The following is a 17,885-nucleotide window of genomic DNA, read 5'->3' as shown; positions in this document are numbered from 1 at the left end:
CTCCGCGGCCGGACGGCGTCCGTCCGTTCCCCGGGGGCGAACGGACGGAGGGAGGGGAGCGGGCGCGCCTAAACTGGAGGCATCCCGAGTCAGGAGCGCCGCAGGGCGCGGATGGAGCACGCATGGTCGAGGTCCGCAGGGTCAAGCTGCCCGGTGTCGGAGTGCTGCACACGTTCCTCACCGCCGACGGCGGCAAGGTCGGCGTCATCGCGCACCGCTCCGGCCACAGCGACCTCATCACGTTCGCCGAGGGCGACCAGGACGGCGCGAAGGTCTCCCTCCGCCTGAGCGACGACGAGGCGCACACCCTCGCCGAGCTGCTCGGCGGCACGCAGATCACCGAGTCGCTCACCGCGCTGGATCAGATCCCCGGCCTCTCGATCGACTGGTTCACCGTCGACTACGACGACCACATCGCCGGGCAGCAGCTCGGCAAGCCCGCCGACCGCGGCATCGTCGGACTGACGGTCGTCGCCGTCGTGCGCGGGGACGCCGCGAACCCGGCGCCCGCACCCGACTTCCGCGTCTTCCCGGGCGACACCCTGGTGGTCGCAGGCAGCCCCGAGAAGGTCGCCAAGGCGTTCGCCTTCTTCCGCACGGGAGCGTTCCACAAGACGGCCGACGCGCCCGGAGCCTGAGGATGAACCACGGTGAAGACCTCATCGTCCTCGGGATCCTGTTCGTCGTCGCCTACGTGCTCGGCCGTCTCGGCCGGACGATCGGCCTCCCGGCGATCCCCATCTACATGGTCGTGGGGCTCCTCGCGAGCCCGAACTTCCACTGGTTCCCCCTCGATTTCGAGTCCACCTACATCGAGCTGACGGCCGTCTTCGGCCTGATACTGCTGCTGTTCAACCTGGGCCTGGAGTTCGATCAGGACGAGTTCTTCGGCAACGCCGGGCGCCTGATCCTGTCGGGCGGCACCTACATCGGCGTGAACATGGCCGTGGGCCTGGGCTTCGGCTTCCTGCTGGGCTGGGGGAGCCAGGAGGCGCTCATCGTCGCCGGCATCACGGCGACGAGCTCGAGCGCGATCGTGACCAAGCTCCTGATCGAGCTGAAGCGCCTGGCCAACCCCGAGACTCCGATGATCCTCGGGGTCACCGTGGTCGAGGACATCTTCATCGCGATCTACCTGGCCATCGTCTCGGTGGTGCTCTCGGGCGAGACCGAGCCGTGGCCCGTGATCCTGAAGCTGCTCATCGCGTTCGCGTTCCTGGTCGTGATGTTCGCGATCGCCCGCTGGGGCGGGCGCGTGGTGTCCCGCCTGTTCCGCACCCGCGACGACGAGCTCTTCACGATCCTGTTCTTCGGTCTGGCGCTGCTGTTCGGCGGCATCGGCGAGGTCCTCGGAGTGACGGACGCGATCGGCGCGTTCCTCATCGGCCTCGTGATCGGCGCCACCCGCTACCGCGCCCGGGTCGAGCACATCGCCATCCCGCTCCGCGACGTCTTCGGGGCGTTCTTCTTCGTCAACTTCGGCCTGGGCCTGGATCCGAGCGCGTTCCCGGAGGTGGTCCTCCCCGTCCTCGCGGCGGCCGTCATGACCATCGTCCTCAACCTCGGAGCGGGCCAGTTCGTGGCCTGGCTCAACAAGCTCGGGCCGCGGGCGGGACTGAATGCGGCGTTCATTCTGCACAACCGCGGCGAGTTCGCGCTGATCCTCGCGACCCTCTCGCTGTCGGCCGGGCTCGACGACCGGATCCAGCCGTTCGCGGGTCTGTACGTGCTGATCATGGCGATCGTCGGTCCGATCCTGGCGTCGCGGTCCGAGAGCATCGGGCAGTTCCTGTCGGAGCGGCGCCGCCGGCCGTCCCGAGCGCCGGCGAAGCGCGGTGCCCTCGAGGAGGAGGAGTTCGCGCTGGTCGAGGCGGCGATGGCCGATACACCGGAGGCGACCCGGACCGGGCCGACGCGGACGGAACCCGCGCGGAGCGACCCCGAGTCCGTCGACGCCCCGCCCCGCCGGGAGCCCGAGCACGACGAGCTCGACGACGAGTTCCCCGACCCGATGCGCCAGGCGCTGATCGATCAGGCGATGCAGCAGTCGGACGGCGCGGAGGACCGGCGCCCGCGCCGGCCCGTCGAGCCCGACTACTGATCCCGGGGAGCTCCCACGGTCACCGGTTAGGCTCGTCGGGTCCACCGGCGGCCCCGCTGGGCTGCCGGGACCCCGCACGAACGAGGAGCGCATGACGCAGAGCACCGTCTGGCAGGTCGCCCGGCGCCCGCGCTGGATCGGCGCGCTGGTGCTCGCCCTCGTGATCGCCGGTCTCTTCGCCGCCCTCGGCCAGTGGCAGGTCGGCCGCGCCATCGATGCGGCCGAGCCCGACGGAGGAGCCTCCGAGACGATCGTCCCGCTCGACGCCGCCGCCGCGCCGTCCGCCCCCATCACCGCGACGGCCGACGGCCAGCGGGTCGAGGCCGAGTCGGCGCTCGTCCCCGGCGGCGCCGAGGTGATCGGCGGGCGCCTGAACGCCGGCGAGCCCGGCTGGTGGGTCTTCGCCCGGACCCGCACGAGCACCGCCGACCTCGTCGTCGCCTACGGCTGGACGGCCGACGAGGGCGAGGCGCGCGCGGTCGCCGAGCGCCTGAACTCCGGCGAGGAGGTGCCTCCGGCCTCCTACACGGGCCGGCTGGTCGCCAACGAGGCGGCCGAGGCGCCGGAGGAGGGTGTGGACCCGCAGACCCTCACCGCGCTCTCGATCCCCGCGCTGATCAACCGCTGGCCCGACCCTCCGGCCGACGTCTACCAGGGCTACATCGTCGTGGACGAGCCGCTCGAGGGCCTCGAGGCCATCGACTCGCCCGCCCGCCAGCAGGACCTCTCGCTGAACTGGCTCAACGTGTTCTACGCGATCGAGTGGGTCGTCTTCGCCGGCTTCGCGCTCTACCTCTGGTACCGCCTCGTCCGCGACGCCTGGGAGCGCGAGGTCGAGGAGGCGCTCGACGCGGAGCAGTCGGCCCGCGCCCCCGCCCCCTCCGCCGCACCGTAAACTGGACCCCATGCCCCTCGAGCCCAAGCCCGCGCAGTTCCCTGCGATCCGGAGCGCTCTGCGCTTCTACCGGGTGACCTCGATCATCACGGGCGTCATGCTCCTGCTGCTGTGCGCCGAGATGCTGCTGAAGTACGTGTTCCACCTCGAGCTCTTCGCCTTCGGGCAGCAGGGCGTGCTGAACCTCGCGCCGATGTACGAGGTCCCGGGCGGTGAGTACGAGTCCAGCGGCACGGGAGCGAACCTCTCGACCGGCATCCTGATCGCGCACGGCTGGTTCTACGTCGTCTACCTCTTCGCCGACTTCCGCCTGTGGAGCCTGATGCGCTGGCCCTTCAGCCGCTTCGTGCTCATCGCGCTCGGCGGCGTGATCCCCACCCTCTCCTTCTTCGTCGAGGGGCGCATCGCGCGCGAGGTCGAGCAGTACCTCGCGCGCCGCACCGCCGGCGTCGATCCGAAAGCCCCGACCGACTCCGTGGAGGCCCCCCATTAGCGAGCAGCCCAGCGCCCCTCCGACCCCGCAGCTGGCCTCCCAGCCGGTGCTCGTCGTCGACTTCGGCGCGCAGTACGCGCAGCTGATCGCGCGCCGCGTCCGCGAGGCGAACGTCTACTCCGAGATCGTGCCGTCGAACGTCACCGCGGCCGAGATCGCCGCGAAGTCACCGGTCGGCATCATCCTCTCGGGCGGCCCGTCCAGCGTGTACGAGGAGGGCGCCCCGCAGCTCGACCCCGCGATCTTCGATCTCGGAGTGCCGGTGCTGGGCATCTGCTACGGCTTCCAGGTGATGGCCAAGGCGCTCGGCGGAGAGGTCGCGAACACCGGCCTCCGCGAGTACGGAGCGACCGACGCCGCGATCTCGACCGACGGCGGCGTGCTCCTCGGCGAGCAGCCGGCCGACCAGACGGTCTGGATGAGCCACGGCGACTCGGTCGCGAAGGCGCCCGAGGGCTTCGACGTCCTCGCCTCGACCACCTCCACCCCCGTCGCCGCCTTCGGGAGCGACGCGCGCCGCCTCTACGGCGTGCAGTGGCACCCCGAGGTGAAGCACTCGACCCACGGCCAGGCCGTCATCGAGAACTTCCTGCACCGCGCGGCCGGGATCCCGAACGACTGGAACTCCTCGAACGTCATCGAGGACCAGGTCGCCCTCATCCGCGAGCAGGTCGGCTCGGGCCGCGTCATCTGCGGCCTCTCCGGAGGAGTGGACTCGGCCGTCGCCGCGGCGATCGTGCACCGCGCGGTCGGCGATCAGCTGACCTGCGTCTTCGTCGACCACGGACTCCTCCGCAAGGACGAGCGCCGCCAGGTCGAGGAGGACTACGTCGCCGCGACGGGCGTCCGCCTGGTGACGGTCGACGTGCGCGAGCAGTTCCTCGACGCGCTCGCCGGCGTCAGCGACCCTGAGCAGAAGCGCAAGATCATCGGGCGCGAGTTCATCCGCACCTTCGAGGCGGCCGCCGAGGCGCTCGTCCTCGAGGCGCAGGGCGAGGGTGCGTCGATCGACTTCCTCGTGCAGGGCACGCTCTACCCCGACGTGGTCGAGTCGGGCGGCGGCACGGGCACCGCGAACATCAAGTCGCACCACAACGTCGGCGGACTGCCGGAGGACCTCCAGTTCACGCTGGTCGAGCCGCTGCGCACCCTCTTCAAGGACGAGGTCCGCGCCATCGGCCGCGAGCTGGGCTTGCCCGAGGTCATCGTCGGCCGTCAGCCGTTCCCCGGCCCCGGCCTCGGCATCCGCATCGTCGGCGAGGTCACCCAGGAGCGGCTCGACCTGCTCCAGGAGGCCGACGCCATCGTCCGCGCCGAGCTGACCGCCGCCGGCCTCGACTCCGAGATCTGGCAGTGCCCGGTCGTGCTGCTCGCCGACGTCCGCTCGGTCGGCGTCCAGGGCGACGGCCGCACCTACGGCCACCCCATCGTCCTCCGTCCGGTCTCCTCCGAGGACGCGATGACCGCCGACTGGACGCGACTGCCGTACGACCTGCTGGCGCGCATCTCGAACCGCATCACCAACGAGGTCGCCGGAGTCAACCGCGTCGTGCTCGACGTCACGTCGAAGCCGCCGGGCACGATCGAGTGGGAGTGACGCCTCTCGCGTCGCTGTGACCGGACGGGCTCCTCAGCGGGCCCGTCCGGCGTTTCCGGGCGGGGTCAGGCGGGGCTGTCGACGACGCCGACGAAACGGGTGCCGATGCCGTCGTACTCGTCGCGGCGGTGACCGTCGGGGTGGTGCGGCCACTCGTCGGGGGAGTGGTCCTCGCAGACGAGGAAGGTGAAGTCGGGCCACCACTTCTTGGGGCGCGCGGCCTCCGAGCGGCCGCAGACGGTGCAGTCGAGGGTCACCCAGACCGGGCGCTTGCCGGTGCGGTTCTCGCGGGACTGGACCAGCCACGGCGGCGGCTCCTGCTCCAGGGCCGCGAACTCCTCCTCCGAGAGGCGGGCGGCGAGGCCGTGGCGGGCCGCCATCTCGACGGGGATGTCGAGGCGCTGAGCGGCCTCGCGTCGCGTGATCATCGGGCCACCCTAGCCCAGCGCCCGGACACGGGACCGGCTGGTCGGGCGCAACGAGGCCCGTGCCAGGAGCCACTCGAGCGGACCCTGACCGATGTACTGGCGCCAGAGCATCGCGAAGGCGATCGAGCCGAGGGCGAAGTAGAGCAGGATGTCCCAGCCGCGCCACGCGTCGAAGTCGAACGGCTCGAAGGGGATGAGGTAGAGGGCGAGGAGGACGATCTGCAGCGAGTAGATCGTCAGGGGCATCGCTCCGACGGCCTCGAGCGGCGCCGCGAGGCGGCGGAAGGCGCCCGAGCGCTGTCCCAGCGCGGTCAGGAAGCCGATCGCGATCGCGGCGACTCCGCCGGCGCCGAGCAGCTCGGCCGTGGTGCTCGCGTGGGCCTCCACCGTCTCGGGTCCGCCGAGCAGCAGCCCTCCGCCGTAGCCGATCAGGGCCGACGCGGCACCGCCGATCACGAGCCAGCGCTGCGTGGTCGCCGAGCCGACGTCGCAGCGGGCGACGAGGAGGCCGAGGACCACGTAGGCGAGCCAGGACGGCACCGGGTAGTACTGCGTGAGCCAGGTGAGGGGCTGCCGCGCGATCAGCGCCTCATCGGGCGAAAGGAGCGCCAGCCACGGTGTGCTCCGGAGCACGAGCTCGTCGACGACGATCGGCCCGGCGACCGCGAAGACCGCGACGAGCACGGCCAGGACCGCTCTCGGGAGGAACAGCAGCAGTGCGGCGACGAAGAACATCAGCCCGTAGTGCGACAGGATCACCGCGATCGGCGTCCCGAGGACGGTGAGAGCGACGCCGATCGCGAGGAGGTAGAGACCGCGCAGCAGGATCGACGCCGTGTCGAGCCAGGGTCGCGTCGACCTCCCCGCGCCGCCCGTCATGAGTCCGATCGAGACGCCCGCGAGGACGGCGAACAGGACGGAGCTGCGCCCGTCCCAGGGCATCTCGCGGCCGGTGGGGGCGAGGTGCGCCGCGAACATGCCGAGGACGGCGAGCCCCCGGGCGACGTCGAGGCCGACGATCCGGGCGGGGGAGGAGGCGGTCACGACTCCATGGTGCCAGGCGCGCCTGGCACGGCGCCGGAACGACGACGGGCGCCCGACCCGGAGGTCGAGCGCCCGTGCGGACGTGGTGCAGTGACTACTCGCGGAAGATCGCGACGAGTCGCAGGATCTCGAGGTACATCCAGACGACGGTGACGAGGACGCCGTAGGCGCCCGTCCAGCCGTAGATGCGCGGGGCGCGGTTGCGCACGCCCTGCTGGATGAACTCGAAGTCCATCACGAGCGAGTAGGTCGCCAGGGCGATGGCGATCAGGCCGATCACGATGCCGATGAAGCCGGTGCGCAGACCGAAGCCGCCGCCGACGCCGAAGAGGCCGAGGCCCAGGTTCACGAGCGAGAAGACCGCGTAGCTGATCATGCCGATGAAGAAGATCTTGTTCAGCTTCGGCGAGGTGCGGATCTTGCCGTTCATGAACAGCGCCAGGGTGACGCCGATCACGATGACGGTCGCGAGGAGGGCCTGGACGACCGCTCCTTCGTAGGCGGTCTCGAAGAAGCGTGAGATCCCGCCGACCGCGACACCCTGGGTGAGGGCGTAGCCGAGGATCAGAGCGGGGCTCGGCACCTTCTTGAAGGCGTTGACGATGCCCAGGACCAGCGCGATGAGGACGGCCGGGAGCATGAGCCCGGGGACGAACCAGCCCACGGCCGCGCCCGCCAGGAGCACGACGAACGCGAGCGCCGTCTTCGCGAGGGTGTCCTCGACGGTCATCCGGTCGGTCTCGAGCGAGCTCGCGGCCGGACGGTTGTACATCTGGTCGAGCGTGTCGGACGAGACGTCGGGGAGGTCCTGCACGCGGCCGGCGTAGCCGCGGTTGCTGAACTCCGGACGCCCGAAGGCCGGATTGCTGCTTGCCATGGTTCCTCTTCTCTCAGGTGCGCTGGTGTCCGGTGGATCAACGGAGCTGAGTCGCGGTGTGGTCGGGATGCTGTGGTGCCGCCGGGTCCTCCGAGAGGACTCCGACGATGTGTTCCACAGTATCTGAGAACAGCTCTCAGAGTCTGGCTATTCCCCACGAGGAGACCGAGTCCTCGCCCGTAGGATCGCGGCATGTCCGACCGACTCCGACCGCTCGTCATCGGCCACCGAGGGGCGAGCGGGTACCGCCCCGAGCACACCCGCTCCGCCTACGACCTCGCTATCGCGCTCGGCGCCGACGCCGTGGAGCCGGACCTGGTCGCCACCCGGGACGGAGTGCTCGTCCTGCGCCACGAGAACGAGATCTCGGGCACCACCGACATCGAGCGCCGTCCGGAGTTCGCCGACCGGCGCACCACGAAGCGCCTCGAGGGGAAGGACGTCACCGGCTGGTTCACCGAGGACTTCACCTGGGCCGAGCTCTCCGAGCTGCGGGCGCGGGAGCGGGTGCCCGCCGTCCGCCCGTCCAGCGCCACCTTCGACGGCCAGTTCCCGCTCCTGCGCTTCTCGGACCTGCTCGCGCTGCTCGACCGGGCGGGCGAGGACGCGGCCGGCGCGCCTCCCGGCCTCGTCGCCGAGATCAAGCACGCCGACTACTTCGACTCGATCGGCCTGCCGCTGGACGTGCTGCTGGAGCAGGAGCTCGCCGCCGCCGGCTGGGGGACGCGGGATCCGCGCTTGACGATCGAGAGCTTCGAGAAGACGGTGCTCGAGCGGCTCGGCGTGCGCGGCGTCGGGGCGAAGCGGGTGTTCCTGATCGAGGCCGCCGGCACCGCTCCCGACCTCGTGGCCGCGCACGGGGCGCACGCGACCCCGTACGCCGACTTCGTCACCCCGGCGGGCCTGCGGGGTCTCTCCGGCACCGTCGACGGGGTGAGCGTCGACAAGCGGATGCTCTTCGCGCGCGACTCGGCCGGGCGCGCGGTCGGGCCGAACGACCTGGTCGCCCACGCGCACGCCGTCGGCCTCGAGGTCTACTGCTGGACCCTCCGGCCGGAGAACCGGTTCCTCGAGAAGGCGCACCGGCGCGGCAAGGACCCGGCCGCGTTCGGCGCATGGCAGGACGAGTTCCGGATGATCCTGGCGACGGGCCTGGACGGCGTCTTCGCCGACCACCCCGACCTGGCGCTCGAGATCGTGGCCGCCGGAGCCTGATCCGGAGCCTCGCGGCGAGGATGGAGGGAACGGGGAGCGTCGACTGCCATCATCGGAGCCCGGCGGTCGACCCCCGCCGATCGCCCCGTGTCGAGAGGAGGAGCCCCGTGTCCACCCGCGCCCGCATCACCCGCCGCTGGCTCACCTCCGCCGTGCTCGCCGCCCTCGGGGTCGCGCTCGTCTACTGGATCGCCGTGCTCACGCCGCAGGGCCAGGCGGCCGAGAACTCCGGGCTCCGTGGGGCCGACCTCGTCTTCGGGCGGGCGACCGGCGCGGCCGCCGGCGCGCTGGCCGACGTCACTCCGGTGTCGATGATCGCCGGAGCGCTCCTGGCCGCGTCGATCGCGCTGATCCGCCGGCGCCCCGCCCTGGCGATCGCCTCCGTGGGCTCGATCGTGCTGACCGCCGGGCTCACCCAGCTGCTGAAGAACATCGTCCTCGAGCGGCCGCTCCTCGTCGAGACGGACGCCTGGTACACCGGCGGGAGCTTCCCGAGCGGGCACACGGCCGCCGCGGTCTCGGTCGTCTTCGCGTTGGCGATGGTGCTGCCGGCGCGCGGGCGCACGGTCGTGCTGCTGCTGGGAGGCGCTGTCGTGATCCTGGTCGGCAACCTCACCATGGCGGCGTCCTGGCACCGCGCGAGCGACGTGCTGGGCGCCGACCTCGTGGCGCTCGCCTCCGCCTCGCTCGCCTGCGCCTGGCTCTCGACGCGGGCGCAGCTCGGCCGGGCTCCGCGCCGCAGCACGCGCCGCGGGGTGAACCGGCTGCTGCTCGTCTGCTCGGCGGTCGTGGTGCTGGTCCTCGCCGGACTCGCGGTGCAGGGCATCCAGTACTACCCCGACGACACCAAAGACCTCACCGCGTTCGCGCTGCAGCAGCTGCTCGCGGTGTCGACCTCGACGATCGCCCTCGTGGGGTTCTCGCTCGCCTGGCGCGGGCTGGACGTGGGCGGTTCGCTGACGGCGTCGACGGCCCGCCCCCGGGCGGTCTGACCCGGCCCCGGGTGTCGGAGGGTCGATCTACACTCGGAGGGACATGAGCTTCCTCTTCGATCCGAGCGATTCCCGAGCCACCCCGGTCGTCCTCGCCGCACCCGGCCGCGACGGCGCCTCCTTCAGCGATCCGGCGCACGAGCAGCTCGTCGCGGGACTCAATCCGCAGCAGCGCGAGGCGGTCGAGTACCGCGGCGATGCGCTGCTGATCGTCGCGGGCGCGGGCTCCGGCAAGACCAGCGTGCTGACCCGTCGCATCGCGAGCCTCCTCGGCAACGGCGAGGCCTGGCCGAGCCAGATCCTCGCGATCACGTTCACCAACAAGGCCGCGGCCGAGATGCGCGAGCGCGTCGAGAAGCTCGTCGGGCAGAGCGCCGAGGGGATGTGGATCTCGACCTTCCACTCCGCGTGCGTGCGGATCCTGCGCCGCGAGGCCGAGAACTTCGGCATGACCAAGTCGTTCACCATCTACGACTCCGGCGATCAGCGCGCGCTGCTCAAGCGGATCGTGAAGGACCTCGAGGCCGACTCGCTCGGCATCACGGTCGCGAGCGCCTCGTCGAAGATCTCGAAGCTCAAGAACGAGCTCGCCGACGTCGACTCCTACGCGCGCACCGCGAACATGAGCGATCCCAACGAGGAGATGTTCCTCCAGGTCTTCCGGGCCTACTCGCGGGCGCTCGAGAGCGCGAACGCGTTCGACTTCGACGACCTCATCGCGCAGACGGTCTACCTCTTCCGCGCGTTCCCGCACGTCGCCGCGAAGTACCAGCGGCGCTTCCGCCACGTGCTGGTCGACGAGTACCAGGACACCAACCACGCGCAGTACTCGCTGATCCACGAGCTGACCCGCCCGGTGCCGCGGGCGACGATCGACGCCGCGCAGTTCGACCGTCCGTACCGCGGCCCCGTCACGGCCGACGGGTCGATCCCCGGCGCCTCCCTCACGGTGGTCGGCGACTCCGACCAGTCGATCTACGCGTTCCGCGGCGCCGACATCCGCAACATCGTCGAGTTCGAGCGCGACTTCCCCGGCTGCCGGGTGATCCTGCTCGAGCAGAACTACCGCTCGACCCAGAACATCCTCTCGGCCGCCAACGCGGTCATCTCGAACAACTTCGACCGCCGCGCGAAGAACCTCTGGTCCTCCAGCGGCGACGGCGAGAAGATCATCGGCTACACGGGCTACTCCGGGCACGACGAGGCGCAGTTCGTCGTCGACGAGATCGCCCGGCTGCACGCGGCCGGCACGGGGTACGATGAGATCGCCGTGTTCTACCGCACCAACGCGCAGACCCGCGCGCTGGAGGAGATCTTCATCCGCTCGGCCCTGCCCTACCGGATCCTGGGCGGCACCAAGTTCTACGAGCGCGCCGAGATCAAGGACGCGCTCGCCTACCTCATCACCGTCGCCAACCCCGCCGACGTGCTGGCGCTGCGGCGGATCATGAACACCCCCAAGCGCGGCATCGGCCCGGCGACGGAGGCGCAGCTGCAGTCGTTCGCCGACACCAACGGAGTGACCCTCCGCGAATCGATGCGCAACGCCGGGTCGCTCGGCATGGGTCCGAAGGTCACGAAGGCGATCGTCGATCTGGCGACGCTGCTCGACGAGTGCGCCATGATGCTCGACCCCGGCCGCCCCGAGGGCGAGGCGAAGGTGCACGAGGTGCTCACGGCGCTCCTGACGCGCAGCGGCTACCTCGACATGCTGCGGGCGAGCCGCGATCCGCAGGACGAGGCGCGCGCCGAGAACGTCGACGAGCTCATCGCCGTGACCAAGGAGTTCGCGCGCAACAACCCCGACGGCGGCCTGGTCGACTTCCTCACCGAGGTGTCGCTCGTCGCCGCGGCGGACGACCTCGAGGACGACTCGGGCACCGTCTCGCTGATGACGCTGCACACCGCGAAGGGCCTCGAGTACGACGCCGTGTTCCTCACCGGGATCGAGGAGGACCTCCTCCCGCACCGCATCTCGGCGAACGAGCCCGGCGGTCCGGCCGAGGAGCGGCGGCTGTTCTACGTCGGCATCACCCGCGCGCGCAAGCGGCTCTACCTCTCGCTGGCGATGACGCGCGCGCAGTACGGCGAGACGTCGGTCGCGATGCCGAGCCGCTTCCTCCAGGAGATCCCCGGGGAGCTGATCGAGTGGCGGCAGTCGCCCGGCGCGGCGACCTCGCGCGGAGGTACCCAGCCGCGGGCTCTGAACGCGCAGCGCCCCGGCTTCGGCCGCTCCCGCTCGAACTCCGAGTTCCGCGAGGCGCTCGCCGCGGCGCCGAAGGCCAAGGCCGAGTTCCCCAACCGCATCACGGGCATGGTCCGCGACAACGGCGACCTCGAGCTGATCGCGGGTGACCGCATCCGGCACACCGACTTCGGCGAGGGCCGCGTGAACGCGGTCACGGGGGAGGGCACCAAGCGCGTCGCGCACGTGCTGTTCGACCAGGTCGGCGCGAAGAAGCTGCTGATCAAGGTCGCTCCGATCGAGAAGCTGTGAGGCGCGCGGCGTCGTGAGGCCGCGGGTCGGCCACCGGTCCCGGAGCGACGCCGCGGCGCGCTTCGCGACCGAGGCGTTCTCGCCGGCGGTGCTCGCGGTCGTCGTGCCGATCGCGGTCGGGGCGCGAGTCGCGGATCCGCCCCTGCAGGGAGTGGGATGGGGCGCCCTCGCGGCGCTGTTCGTCGGCGTCCTGCCGTACCTCGCGATCCGACTGCTGCTGCGCGCCGGGCGGATCACGGGCGACCACCACGTCCCGGAGCGACGCGAGCGCGCCCTGCCGATCGCCCTCGCACTCGTCTCGATCGTCGTCGGTCTGGTGCTTCTCGCGGTGCTCGCAGCGCCCGCCGCCGTGACGACCTTCGGCCTCGTCACCGTCGCGGTCGTCGTGGCGGTCGGAGTGGTCAACCTCGCGTGGAAGCTGTCCGGCCACGCCGCAGTCGTCGCGACCTGCGCCGTCGTGGTGCTGATCGCCTACGGACCGTGGTCGCTGCTCGGATCGGTGCCCGTCCTGCTCTGGACCGGCTGGTCGCGCGTGCGGCTCGGCGCGCACACTCCGGCGCAGGTCGCGGCGGGCGCGGCGACCGGCGCGGTGCTCGCCTCCGTCGTCTGGTCGCTGCTCGGCTGACGGTTTCCCGCCATGAGATACCACTCCGGTACGAGACACGCCGCGAGGGGCGTACCGGAGTGGCATCTCATGGCGACGGTCAGGAGTAGCGGGCGACCAGTTCGCGCTTGAGCACCTTCCCGCTCGGGCCCAGCGGCAGGGCGTCGACGAACTCGATGCGGCGGGGGAACTTGAAGGCGGCGAGGTGCTCGTTCGCGAAGGCGATCAGCTCGTCGGCGCCGACCTCGGCCGACGGGGCGAGGACCACGGCGGCGACGATCTCCTGCCCGTGCTTCTCGTCCGCGACTCCGAAGACCGCGGCGTTCGCGACGGAGGGGTGGCCGATCAGCACCTCCTCCACCTCGCGCGGGTACACGTTGTAGCCGTTGCGGATGATCATGTCCTTCGTGCGGTCCAGGATCCGCACGTAGTCCTCGTCGTCCTTCGTGCCGAGATCGCCGGTGCGGAACCAGCCGTCGACGACGGCCTCGGCGCTCGCCGCCGCGTTGCCGAGGTAGCCCTTCATCAGGTTGTGGCCGCGCACGACGATCTCGCCGAGCTCGCCGCGAGGGAGCAGCTCGATCCGATCGGTCACCTCGGGCCGGGCGACCTCGACCTCGACACCCCAGATCGGAGTGCCGACGGTGCCGGCGCGCGGCGGGACCCCCACGTGGTTGAAGGTGGCGACGGGGGAGGTCTCGGTGAGCCCGTAGCCCTCGTAGATCTCGACCCCGAACACCTCGCGGAACCGCTCGATGACCGCGAGCGGCAGCGACGCTCCTCCGGAGACCGCGTAGCGCAGCGGCGGACGGTCGGGTCGCCTGGTCGCGGCGTCGAGCAGCGCCACATACATGGTCGGAACGCCCTCGAACACCGTGCACTCGTGCGCGATCATCGCCTCGAGAGCGGCGTCGCCGTCGAACTTCGGAACCAGCACCACCGTCGCCGCCGTGCGGAAGGCCGTGTTCATTGCGCAGACCTGCCCGAAGGTGTGGAACAGGGGCAGCGCGCCGAGCACGACGTCCCCGCGGTGCAGGTCGAAGGTGTTCATCAGCAGCACGTCCGACTGCGACGCGATCGCGAAGTGCGTCCCCTCCGCTCCCTTCGGACGGCCCGTCGTGCCGCTCGTGTAGAGGATCGTCGCGGTGTCGGAGGGCTCGCGCGGGACGTATCCGTCGATCGGAGCGGCCTCGGCGGCGAGGTCCTCGAGACGAGGGAACGGCGAGTCGGTGCCGTCCGGCACCATCACGGTGAGCACGGGGACGTTGACGAGAGCGGCCCCGGCGGCCCCCTCGGGCAGGAGCGGTGCGGCGCAGATCAGCGCCGAGGCGCCGGAGTCGCGGAGCACGTACGCGATCTCGTCGTGCTTGAGAAGGGCGTGCACCGGCACGACCACCGCTCCCAGCGCGAGGACGGCGAAATAGCCGCGCGGGAAGTCCGGCACGTTGGGCACGAGCAGCGCGACGCGATCGCCGGGCCCGATCCCGAGGGCGCGGAGGGCACCGGCGTAGGCCCGGGTCTGGTCCCAGAGCGTGGCGTAGTCGACGGCGAGCGGACCCACGCGGATCGCGATCGTGGTCGGCGTCCGTCGCGCCGCCTCCGCCAGGATCGCGGCGACCGAGAGGGTGCCGAAGCCGGTCGGTGCGGGCGGGGCCGCGGGAGCCTCCGCAGCTCGTGGTTCGGCGATGCTCATGTGTGCTCCCGTCGTCGTCGACAGCCGCGGCGGATGCCGGGTGGTTCACCGTAGGACCGGCGCGTGCCCCGTTCAAGGGATCCCATCGGATGCTCAGCGCGTCAGAGCGCGATGGCGGAGGATCACGAGGGGACCCGGCACGGTCAGCGCGAGGCTGTGGCTGACGGAGCCGAGCAGCAGCCGCAGGAACGCGCCGCGTCCGTGGCTGCCGACGACCAGCAGCCGCGCCTCGGCGGCGACCTCGCTCAGCTTCTCGACGGGGTTGCCGCGCACGAGCAGGTGCCGGATCTCGAGGTCGGGGCAGCTCTCGCCGAGGCCGACGAGGGACTCCGCGAGCACGAGGTCCTCGTCCTCCTCGATCGCGTCGATGACGCGGCGCTCGACCGGCACCGAGTCGGCCCACGCTCCGGGCAGCTGCCAGGCGTGGAGGGCGAGCAGGGGCTCGCCGAGCCGGTCGGCCTCCTTCGCCGCGAGCCTGATCGCCTCGAGCGAGACCTCGGATCCGTCGACGCCGACCGCGACTCCGCTGCGCCCCGTCGAGGCGGGCCCGGGGATGAGCGCCACCGCCGACCGCGATGCGGCGGCGACCCGGACGGCGACCGGCGCGGCCACCGAGAGACCGCGCCGGGAGAGCGGATGCGCGCCCAGCACCAGCAGGGCGCCGGCGGGCGCGGCATCGGCGAGCACGTGCACGGGATCGCCGTCGAGCAGCCTCACCCGTACGGGGACCCCGGCGTACTCCCGCTCGGCGAGGGCCCGCGCCTCCTCGAGCACCGCGCCCGCCGCGCGGCGCTGCTCGGCGGCCGCCTCGGCGATCCGGCCGCGCGCCGGCTCGACGACGCTCACGAGTTCCGCGGGCAGCCGATGGCCCCGCGCGTAATCGAGCGCCCAGCGCAGGGCGTCCGTGCTCCGATCCGATCCGCTGACTCCGACCACGACCGCGTCCATGCTGCGCCTCCTCATCGAGTGCTGCTCCGAGCCGCATTCTCCTCCACCGCAGGCCTCGGCGGGAGTGCTGGAGCCGGATCCGAGGGGCGCCGTAGGGTCGTGGCATGCGAGGCGAGGCGACCCTGTACACGGATGCGATCGCGACGGCTCCGTTCGCCCTCGCGGTCATCGCGGAGGCGACCGGGTCGCGGGTGATCGGAGCGCGCACCGCGGACGCGCACGTCCCCCTCTACAGCGGGCCGACGAGCGCCCGGGTCTCGGTCGCGGGCTTCGGCGACAGCGTGCCGATCGCCGTCGACGTGCGCGACGAGCGGGGCGTCGAGGAGGCGCGGGCCGCCGCGCAGGCACTGGGTCTCGAGCTCGCCGCCTATGCGGGCTGGAGCATCACGGCAGGGTTCTAGAGAGAGGACTCGCGGCGCACCTGCGCCAGGTACAAGCGACTCGGCGACGTCCGCACGACCGCCGGGAGCCGACGGTAGACGGCGAAGGTGACCCCGAGCGCCCGGTCGAAGCGCCGCTGCTGCCGCTCGCTCCAGCGGAAGCCGAACGGCTCCCGCAGCGCCGGCGGGAGGAGCCCCGCGGTGATCAGACGGAGGTACGGGCCGAGTGGGCGCAGGTACCACGCGGCGATCGCTCCACCGAGGAGGTCGTGCGCGACGCGGCGCGCGTCGGGCGTGACGCGCAGGCGCGTCACCTGCTCGTCCCAGTAGGCGTCGAACGCCGCCCGGTCGGCCGGCCACGCCGCGTCCGCCATCTGCAGCGAGGTGCCGACCACGCGTGAGCGGTCGACGAGATCGTCCGCCTGCTCCCGGGTCATCGGCCCGAACGCGCCCTCGTACAGCTGCAGCATCGACTGCGTGAGGGTCGCCGCGACCCAGCGCTGCAGCTCCGGATCGAAGGCGCTGTACCCGGGGCCGCGGACCGGGCCGTGCGCGCGGTTCACCCGGCGGCGCACCGCACGGACGTCGTCCGGGGAGCCGTAGTGCAGCGCGTAGAGGTAGGAGAGGGTGCCGTGCAGGCGCCCCAGCGCCCGGTGCACGAAGTCGGAGTGCTCGGCGACGCCCGCGCCGACAGCGGGGTGCGCGATCTGCAGCAGGATCGCGCGGGCGCCGGCGATCAGGAAGACGCCCTCGCGGAACACGTCGCGCTCCGGGCGGGAGCGGCTTCTCGAGGGCATGCGACCACGCTACGCGGCGCGGGAAGCGCTCAGTGCGTGCGGAGTAGAGTTGTCGCGGCCCAGGACTGTGCCGAGACTCCGGCGCAGACGGGCCGCATCGGACTCGAAACGCAAGCGCGCTCGGCGCGGAATGGGAATGCAGCGTGGATCTCTTCGAATACCAGGCCCGTGATCTGTTCGAGAAGTACGGCGTCCCCGTGCTCCCCGGCATCGTCGCCGATACGCCCGAGGAGGTGCGCGCCGCGGCCGAGAAGCTCGGCGGCGTGACCGTCGTCAAGGCGCAGGTGAAGATCGGCGGACGCGGCAAGGCCGGCGGAGTCAAGGTCGCCAAGACCGCCGACGACGCCGAGGAGGCCGCGAAGTCGATCCTCGGCCTCGACATCAAGGGCCACGTCGTCAAGCGCGTCATGGTTGCCGGTGGCGCCCGCATCGCCCAGGAGTTCTACTTCTCGGTGCTGCTGGACCGCGCCAACCGCTCCTACCTCTCGCTCACGTCCTACGAGGGCGGCATGGAGATCGAGCAGCTCGCCGTCGAGCGTCCCGAGGCGCTCGCGCGCGTCGAGGTCGTCGCCGGCCAGGGCATCGACCTCGCCAAGGCCGAGGAGATCGCCCGCGCGGCGAAGTTCCCCGAGGAGCTGATCGGCAAGGTCGCCCCGGTCCTCGTGAAGCTCTACGACGTCTACACCGGCGAGGACGCGACCCTCGTCGAGGTGAACCCGCTCGTCCTCACCGAGGAGGGCGACATCGTCGCGCTCGACGGCAAGGTCTCGCTCGACGAGAACGCCGGCTTCCGCCACCCCGAGCACGCTGCGCTCGAGGACAAGGACGCCGCCGACCCGCTCGAGGCGAAGGCCAAGGAGAACGACCTCAACTACGTGAAGCTCGACGGCGAGGTCGGCATCATCGGCAACGGCGCGGGCCTGGTCATGTCGACCCTCGACGTGGTCGCCTACGCGGGCGAGCGCCACGGCGGCGTGAAGCCCGCCAACTTCCTCGACATCGGAGGCGGAGCGTCCGCCCAGGTCATGGCGAACGGCCTCGACGTGATCCTCGGCGACGAGCAGGTCAAGAGCGTCTTCGTCAACGTCTTCGGCGGCATCACCGCGTGCGACGCCGTCGCCAACGGCATCCTGCAGGCGCTCGAGATCCTCGGCGACACCGCGACCAAGCCGCTCGTCGTCCGCCTGGACGGCAACAAGGTGGAGGAGGGCCGCGCGATCCTGCAGGCCGCCGCCAACCCGCTCATCACGCTCGCCGCGACCATGGACGAGGGCGCCGACAAGGCCGCCGAACTCGCCGCCGCGTAACGGACCCGACGACTCAA

The 17,885-nt window shown here is 71.6% G+C and carries 17 protein-coding genes; 11 read left to right on the top strand and 6 right to left on the bottom strand.

The features are described 5' to 3' along the window. The first annotated feature begins 122 nt into the window (after window positions 1-122). The 5 genes from LRG51_RS06765 (at window position 123) to guaA (ending at window position 5,086) form a co-directional block, all read left to right on the top strand. A complete protein-coding gene (locus LRG51_RS06765; protein ID WP_055787452.1) occupies window positions 123-638 on the top strand; it encodes a cation:proton antiporter regulatory subunit in 516 nt (171 codons plus the stop codon). Window positions 639-640: 2 nt separating this feature from the next. Beyond that, window positions 641-2,101, top strand: coding sequence for a cation:proton antiporter (locus tag LRG51_RS06760; protein ID WP_230671841.1), 1,461 nt, complete (start codon window positions 641-643; stop codon window positions 2,099-2,101). Window positions 2,102-2,192: 91 nt separating this feature from the next. Continuing rightward, on the top strand, window positions 2,193-2,996 hold the full coding sequence (locus LRG51_RS06755; RefSeq protein ID WP_230671839.1) for an SURF1 family cytochrome oxidase biogenesis protein: 804 nt from the start codon (window positions 2,193-2,195) through the stop codon (window positions 2,994-2,996). A gap of 10 nt (window positions 2,997-3,006) precedes the next feature. Then, complete coding sequence (locus LRG51_RS06750) at window positions 3,007-3,489, top strand: DUF3817 domain-containing protein (RefSeq protein ID WP_055787462.1); 483 nt, start codon at window positions 3,007-3,009, stop codon at window positions 3,487-3,489. Continuing rightward, on the top strand, window positions 3,485-5,086 hold the full coding sequence (gene guaA / locus LRG51_RS06745; protein ID WP_442966661.1) for a glutamine-hydrolyzing GMP synthase: 1,602 nt from the start codon (window positions 3,485-3,487) through the stop codon (window positions 5,084-5,086). The genes LRG51_RS06750 and guaA overlap by 5 nt, the downstream gene beginning before the upstream one ends. A 65-nt stretch (window positions 5,087-5,151) precedes the next feature. Here guaA and LRG51_RS06740 read toward each other — a convergent pair whose 3' ends face one another. From LRG51_RS06740 to LRG51_RS06730, 3 genes are all read right to left on the bottom strand, one after another. After that, a complete protein-coding gene (locus LRG51_RS06740) occupies window positions 5,152-5,514 on the bottom strand; it encodes a hypothetical protein (RefSeq protein WP_107574641.1) in 363 nt (120 codons plus the stop codon). Between the two features lie 9 nt (window positions 5,515-5,523). Then, entirely contained in the window at window positions 5,524-6,558 is a 1,035-nt protein-coding gene (locus LRG51_RS06735; protein WP_230671835.1) for a DUF418 domain-containing protein, read from the bottom strand. Between the two features lie 94 nt (window positions 6,559-6,652). After that, complete coding sequence (locus LRG51_RS06730) at window positions 6,653-7,435, bottom strand: Bax inhibitor-1/YccA family protein (protein ID WP_230671833.1); 783 nt, start codon at window positions 7,433-7,435, stop codon at window positions 6,653-6,655. Window positions 7,436-7,627: 192 nt separating this feature from the next. Between LRG51_RS06730 and LRG51_RS06725 the strand changes: the two genes are divergently transcribed. The 4 genes from LRG51_RS06725 to LRG51_RS06710 all read left to right on the top strand — a co-directional run bounded on the left by LRG51_RS06725 (window position 7,628) and on the right by LRG51_RS06710 (window position 12,764). Next, window positions 7,628-8,650: a glycerophosphodiester phosphodiesterase family protein gene (locus LRG51_RS06725; protein ID WP_230671831.1), complete on the top strand. Its 1,023-nt coding sequence runs from the start codon at window positions 7,628-7,630 to the stop codon at window positions 8,648-8,650. Between the two features lie 107 nt (window positions 8,651-8,757). Further along, entirely contained in the window at window positions 8,758-9,642 is an 885-nt protein-coding gene (locus LRG51_RS06720) for a phosphatase PAP2 family protein (RefSeq protein WP_230671829.1), read from the top strand. Window positions 9,643-9,685: 43 nt separating this feature from the next. Then, a complete protein-coding gene (locus LRG51_RS06715) occupies window positions 9,686-12,139 on the top strand; it encodes an ATP-dependent helicase (protein ID WP_055787487.1) in 2,454 nt (817 codons plus the stop codon). A gap of 13 nt (window positions 12,140-12,152) precedes the next feature. Then, window positions 12,153-12,764, top strand: a complete 612-nt coding sequence (locus LRG51_RS06710) for a phosphatidic acid phosphatase (RefSeq protein ID WP_230671827.1) — start codon at window positions 12,153-12,155, stop codon at window positions 12,762-12,764. A 79-nt stretch (window positions 12,765-12,843) separates the two neighbouring features. On the opposite strand, the gene LRG51_RS06705 is transcribed toward LRG51_RS06710, so the two are convergent. After that, window positions 12,844-14,436 carry a long-chain-fatty-acid--CoA ligase gene (locus LRG51_RS06705; RefSeq protein WP_230671825.1) on the bottom strand — a complete coding sequence of 531 codons (1,593 nt, stop codon included), beginning with the start codon at window positions 14,434-14,436 and terminating at the stop codon, window positions 12,844-12,846. Between the two features lie 93 nt (window positions 14,437-14,529). Further along, window positions 14,530-15,384, bottom strand: a complete 855-nt coding sequence (locus LRG51_RS06700) for a universal stress protein (protein WP_055787496.1) — start codon at window positions 15,382-15,384, stop codon at window positions 14,530-14,532. A gap of 104 nt (window positions 15,385-15,488) precedes the next feature. On the opposite strand from LRG51_RS06700, the gene LRG51_RS06695 reads away from it, so the two are divergent. Then, the gene (locus tag LRG51_RS06695) at window positions 15,489-15,785 is read left to right on the top strand and encodes a hypothetical protein (RefSeq protein WP_055787498.1); all 297 of its coding nucleotides are present in this window, start codon (window positions 15,489-15,491) and stop codon (window positions 15,783-15,785) included. On the opposite strand, the gene LRG51_RS06690 is transcribed toward LRG51_RS06695, so the two are convergent. Then, window positions 15,782-16,561: an oxygenase MpaB family protein gene (locus LRG51_RS06690; protein ID WP_055787502.1), complete on the bottom strand. Its 780-nt coding sequence runs from the start codon at window positions 16,559-16,561 to the stop codon at window positions 15,782-15,784. The genes LRG51_RS06695 and LRG51_RS06690 overlap by 4 nt on opposite strands. A 143-nt stretch (window positions 16,562-16,704) precedes the next feature. Between LRG51_RS06690 and sucC the strand changes: the two genes are divergently transcribed. Beyond that, window positions 16,705-17,868 (top strand): ADP-forming succinate--CoA ligase subunit beta, encoded by a 1,164-nt coding sequence (gene sucC / locus LRG51_RS06685; protein ID WP_055787504.1) that lies wholly within the window; start codon window positions 16,705-16,707, stop codon window positions 17,866-17,868. Window positions 17,869-17,885: the final 17 nt, after the last annotated feature.

Origin of the sequence: Rathayibacter sp. Leaf248 (genome assembly GCF_920939495.1) — a bacterium.
In the GTDB taxonomy this organism is placed as follows: Bacteria; Actinomycetota; Actinomycetes; order Actinomycetales; family Microbacteriaceae; genus Rathayibacter; species Rathayibacter caricis.
This window is presented reverse-complemented; position numbering and strand designations above follow the sequence as displayed.

Bases quoted from the DNA above. Each gene is read 5' to 3' on its own strand.
- LRG51_RS06765 (WP_055787452.1), top strand. From the start codon at position 123: ATGGTCGAGGTCCGCAGGGTCAAGCTGCCCGGTGTCGGAGTGCTGCAC.
- LRG51_RS06760 (WP_230671841.1), top strand. From the start codon at position 641: ATGAACCACGGTGAAGACCTCATCGTCCTCGGGATCCTGTTCGTCGTC.
- LRG51_RS06755 (WP_230671839.1), top strand. From the start codon at position 2,193: ATGACGCAGAGCACCGTCTGGCAGGTCGCCCGGCGCCCGCGCTGGATC.
- LRG51_RS06750 (WP_055787462.1), top strand. From the start codon at position 3,007: ATGCCCCTCGAGCCCAAGCCCGCGCAGTTCCCTGCGATCCGGAGCGCT.
- LRG51_RS06740 (WP_107574641.1), bottom strand. From the start codon at position 5,514: ATGATCACGCGACGCGAGGCCGCTCAGCGCCTCGACATCCCCGTCGAG.
- LRG51_RS06730 (WP_230671833.1), bottom strand. From the start codon at position 7,435: ATGGCAAGCAGCAATCCGGCCTTCGGGCGTCCGGAGTTCAGCAACCGC.
- LRG51_RS06725 (WP_230671831.1), top strand. From the start codon at position 7,628: ATGTCCGACCGACTCCGACCGCTCGTCATCGGCCACCGAGGGGCGAGC.
- LRG51_RS06715 (WP_055787487.1), top strand. From the start codon at position 9,686: ATGAGCTTCCTCTTCGATCCGAGCGATTCCCGAGCCACCCCGGTCGTC.
- LRG51_RS06705 (WP_230671825.1), bottom strand. From the start codon at position 14,436: ATGAGCATCGCCGAACCACGAGCTGCGGAGGCTCCCGCGGCCCCGCCC.
- LRG51_RS06700 (WP_055787496.1), bottom strand. From the start codon at position 15,384: ATGGACGCGGTCGTGGTCGGAGTCAGCGGATCGGATCGGAGCACGGAC.
- LRG51_RS06695 (WP_055787498.1), top strand. From the start codon at position 15,489: ATGCGAGGCGAGGCGACCCTGTACACGGATGCGATCGCGACGGCTCCG.
- LRG51_RS06690 (WP_055787502.1), bottom strand. From the start codon at position 16,561: ATGCCCTCGAGAAGCCGCTCCCGCCCGGAGCGCGACGTGTTCCGCGAG.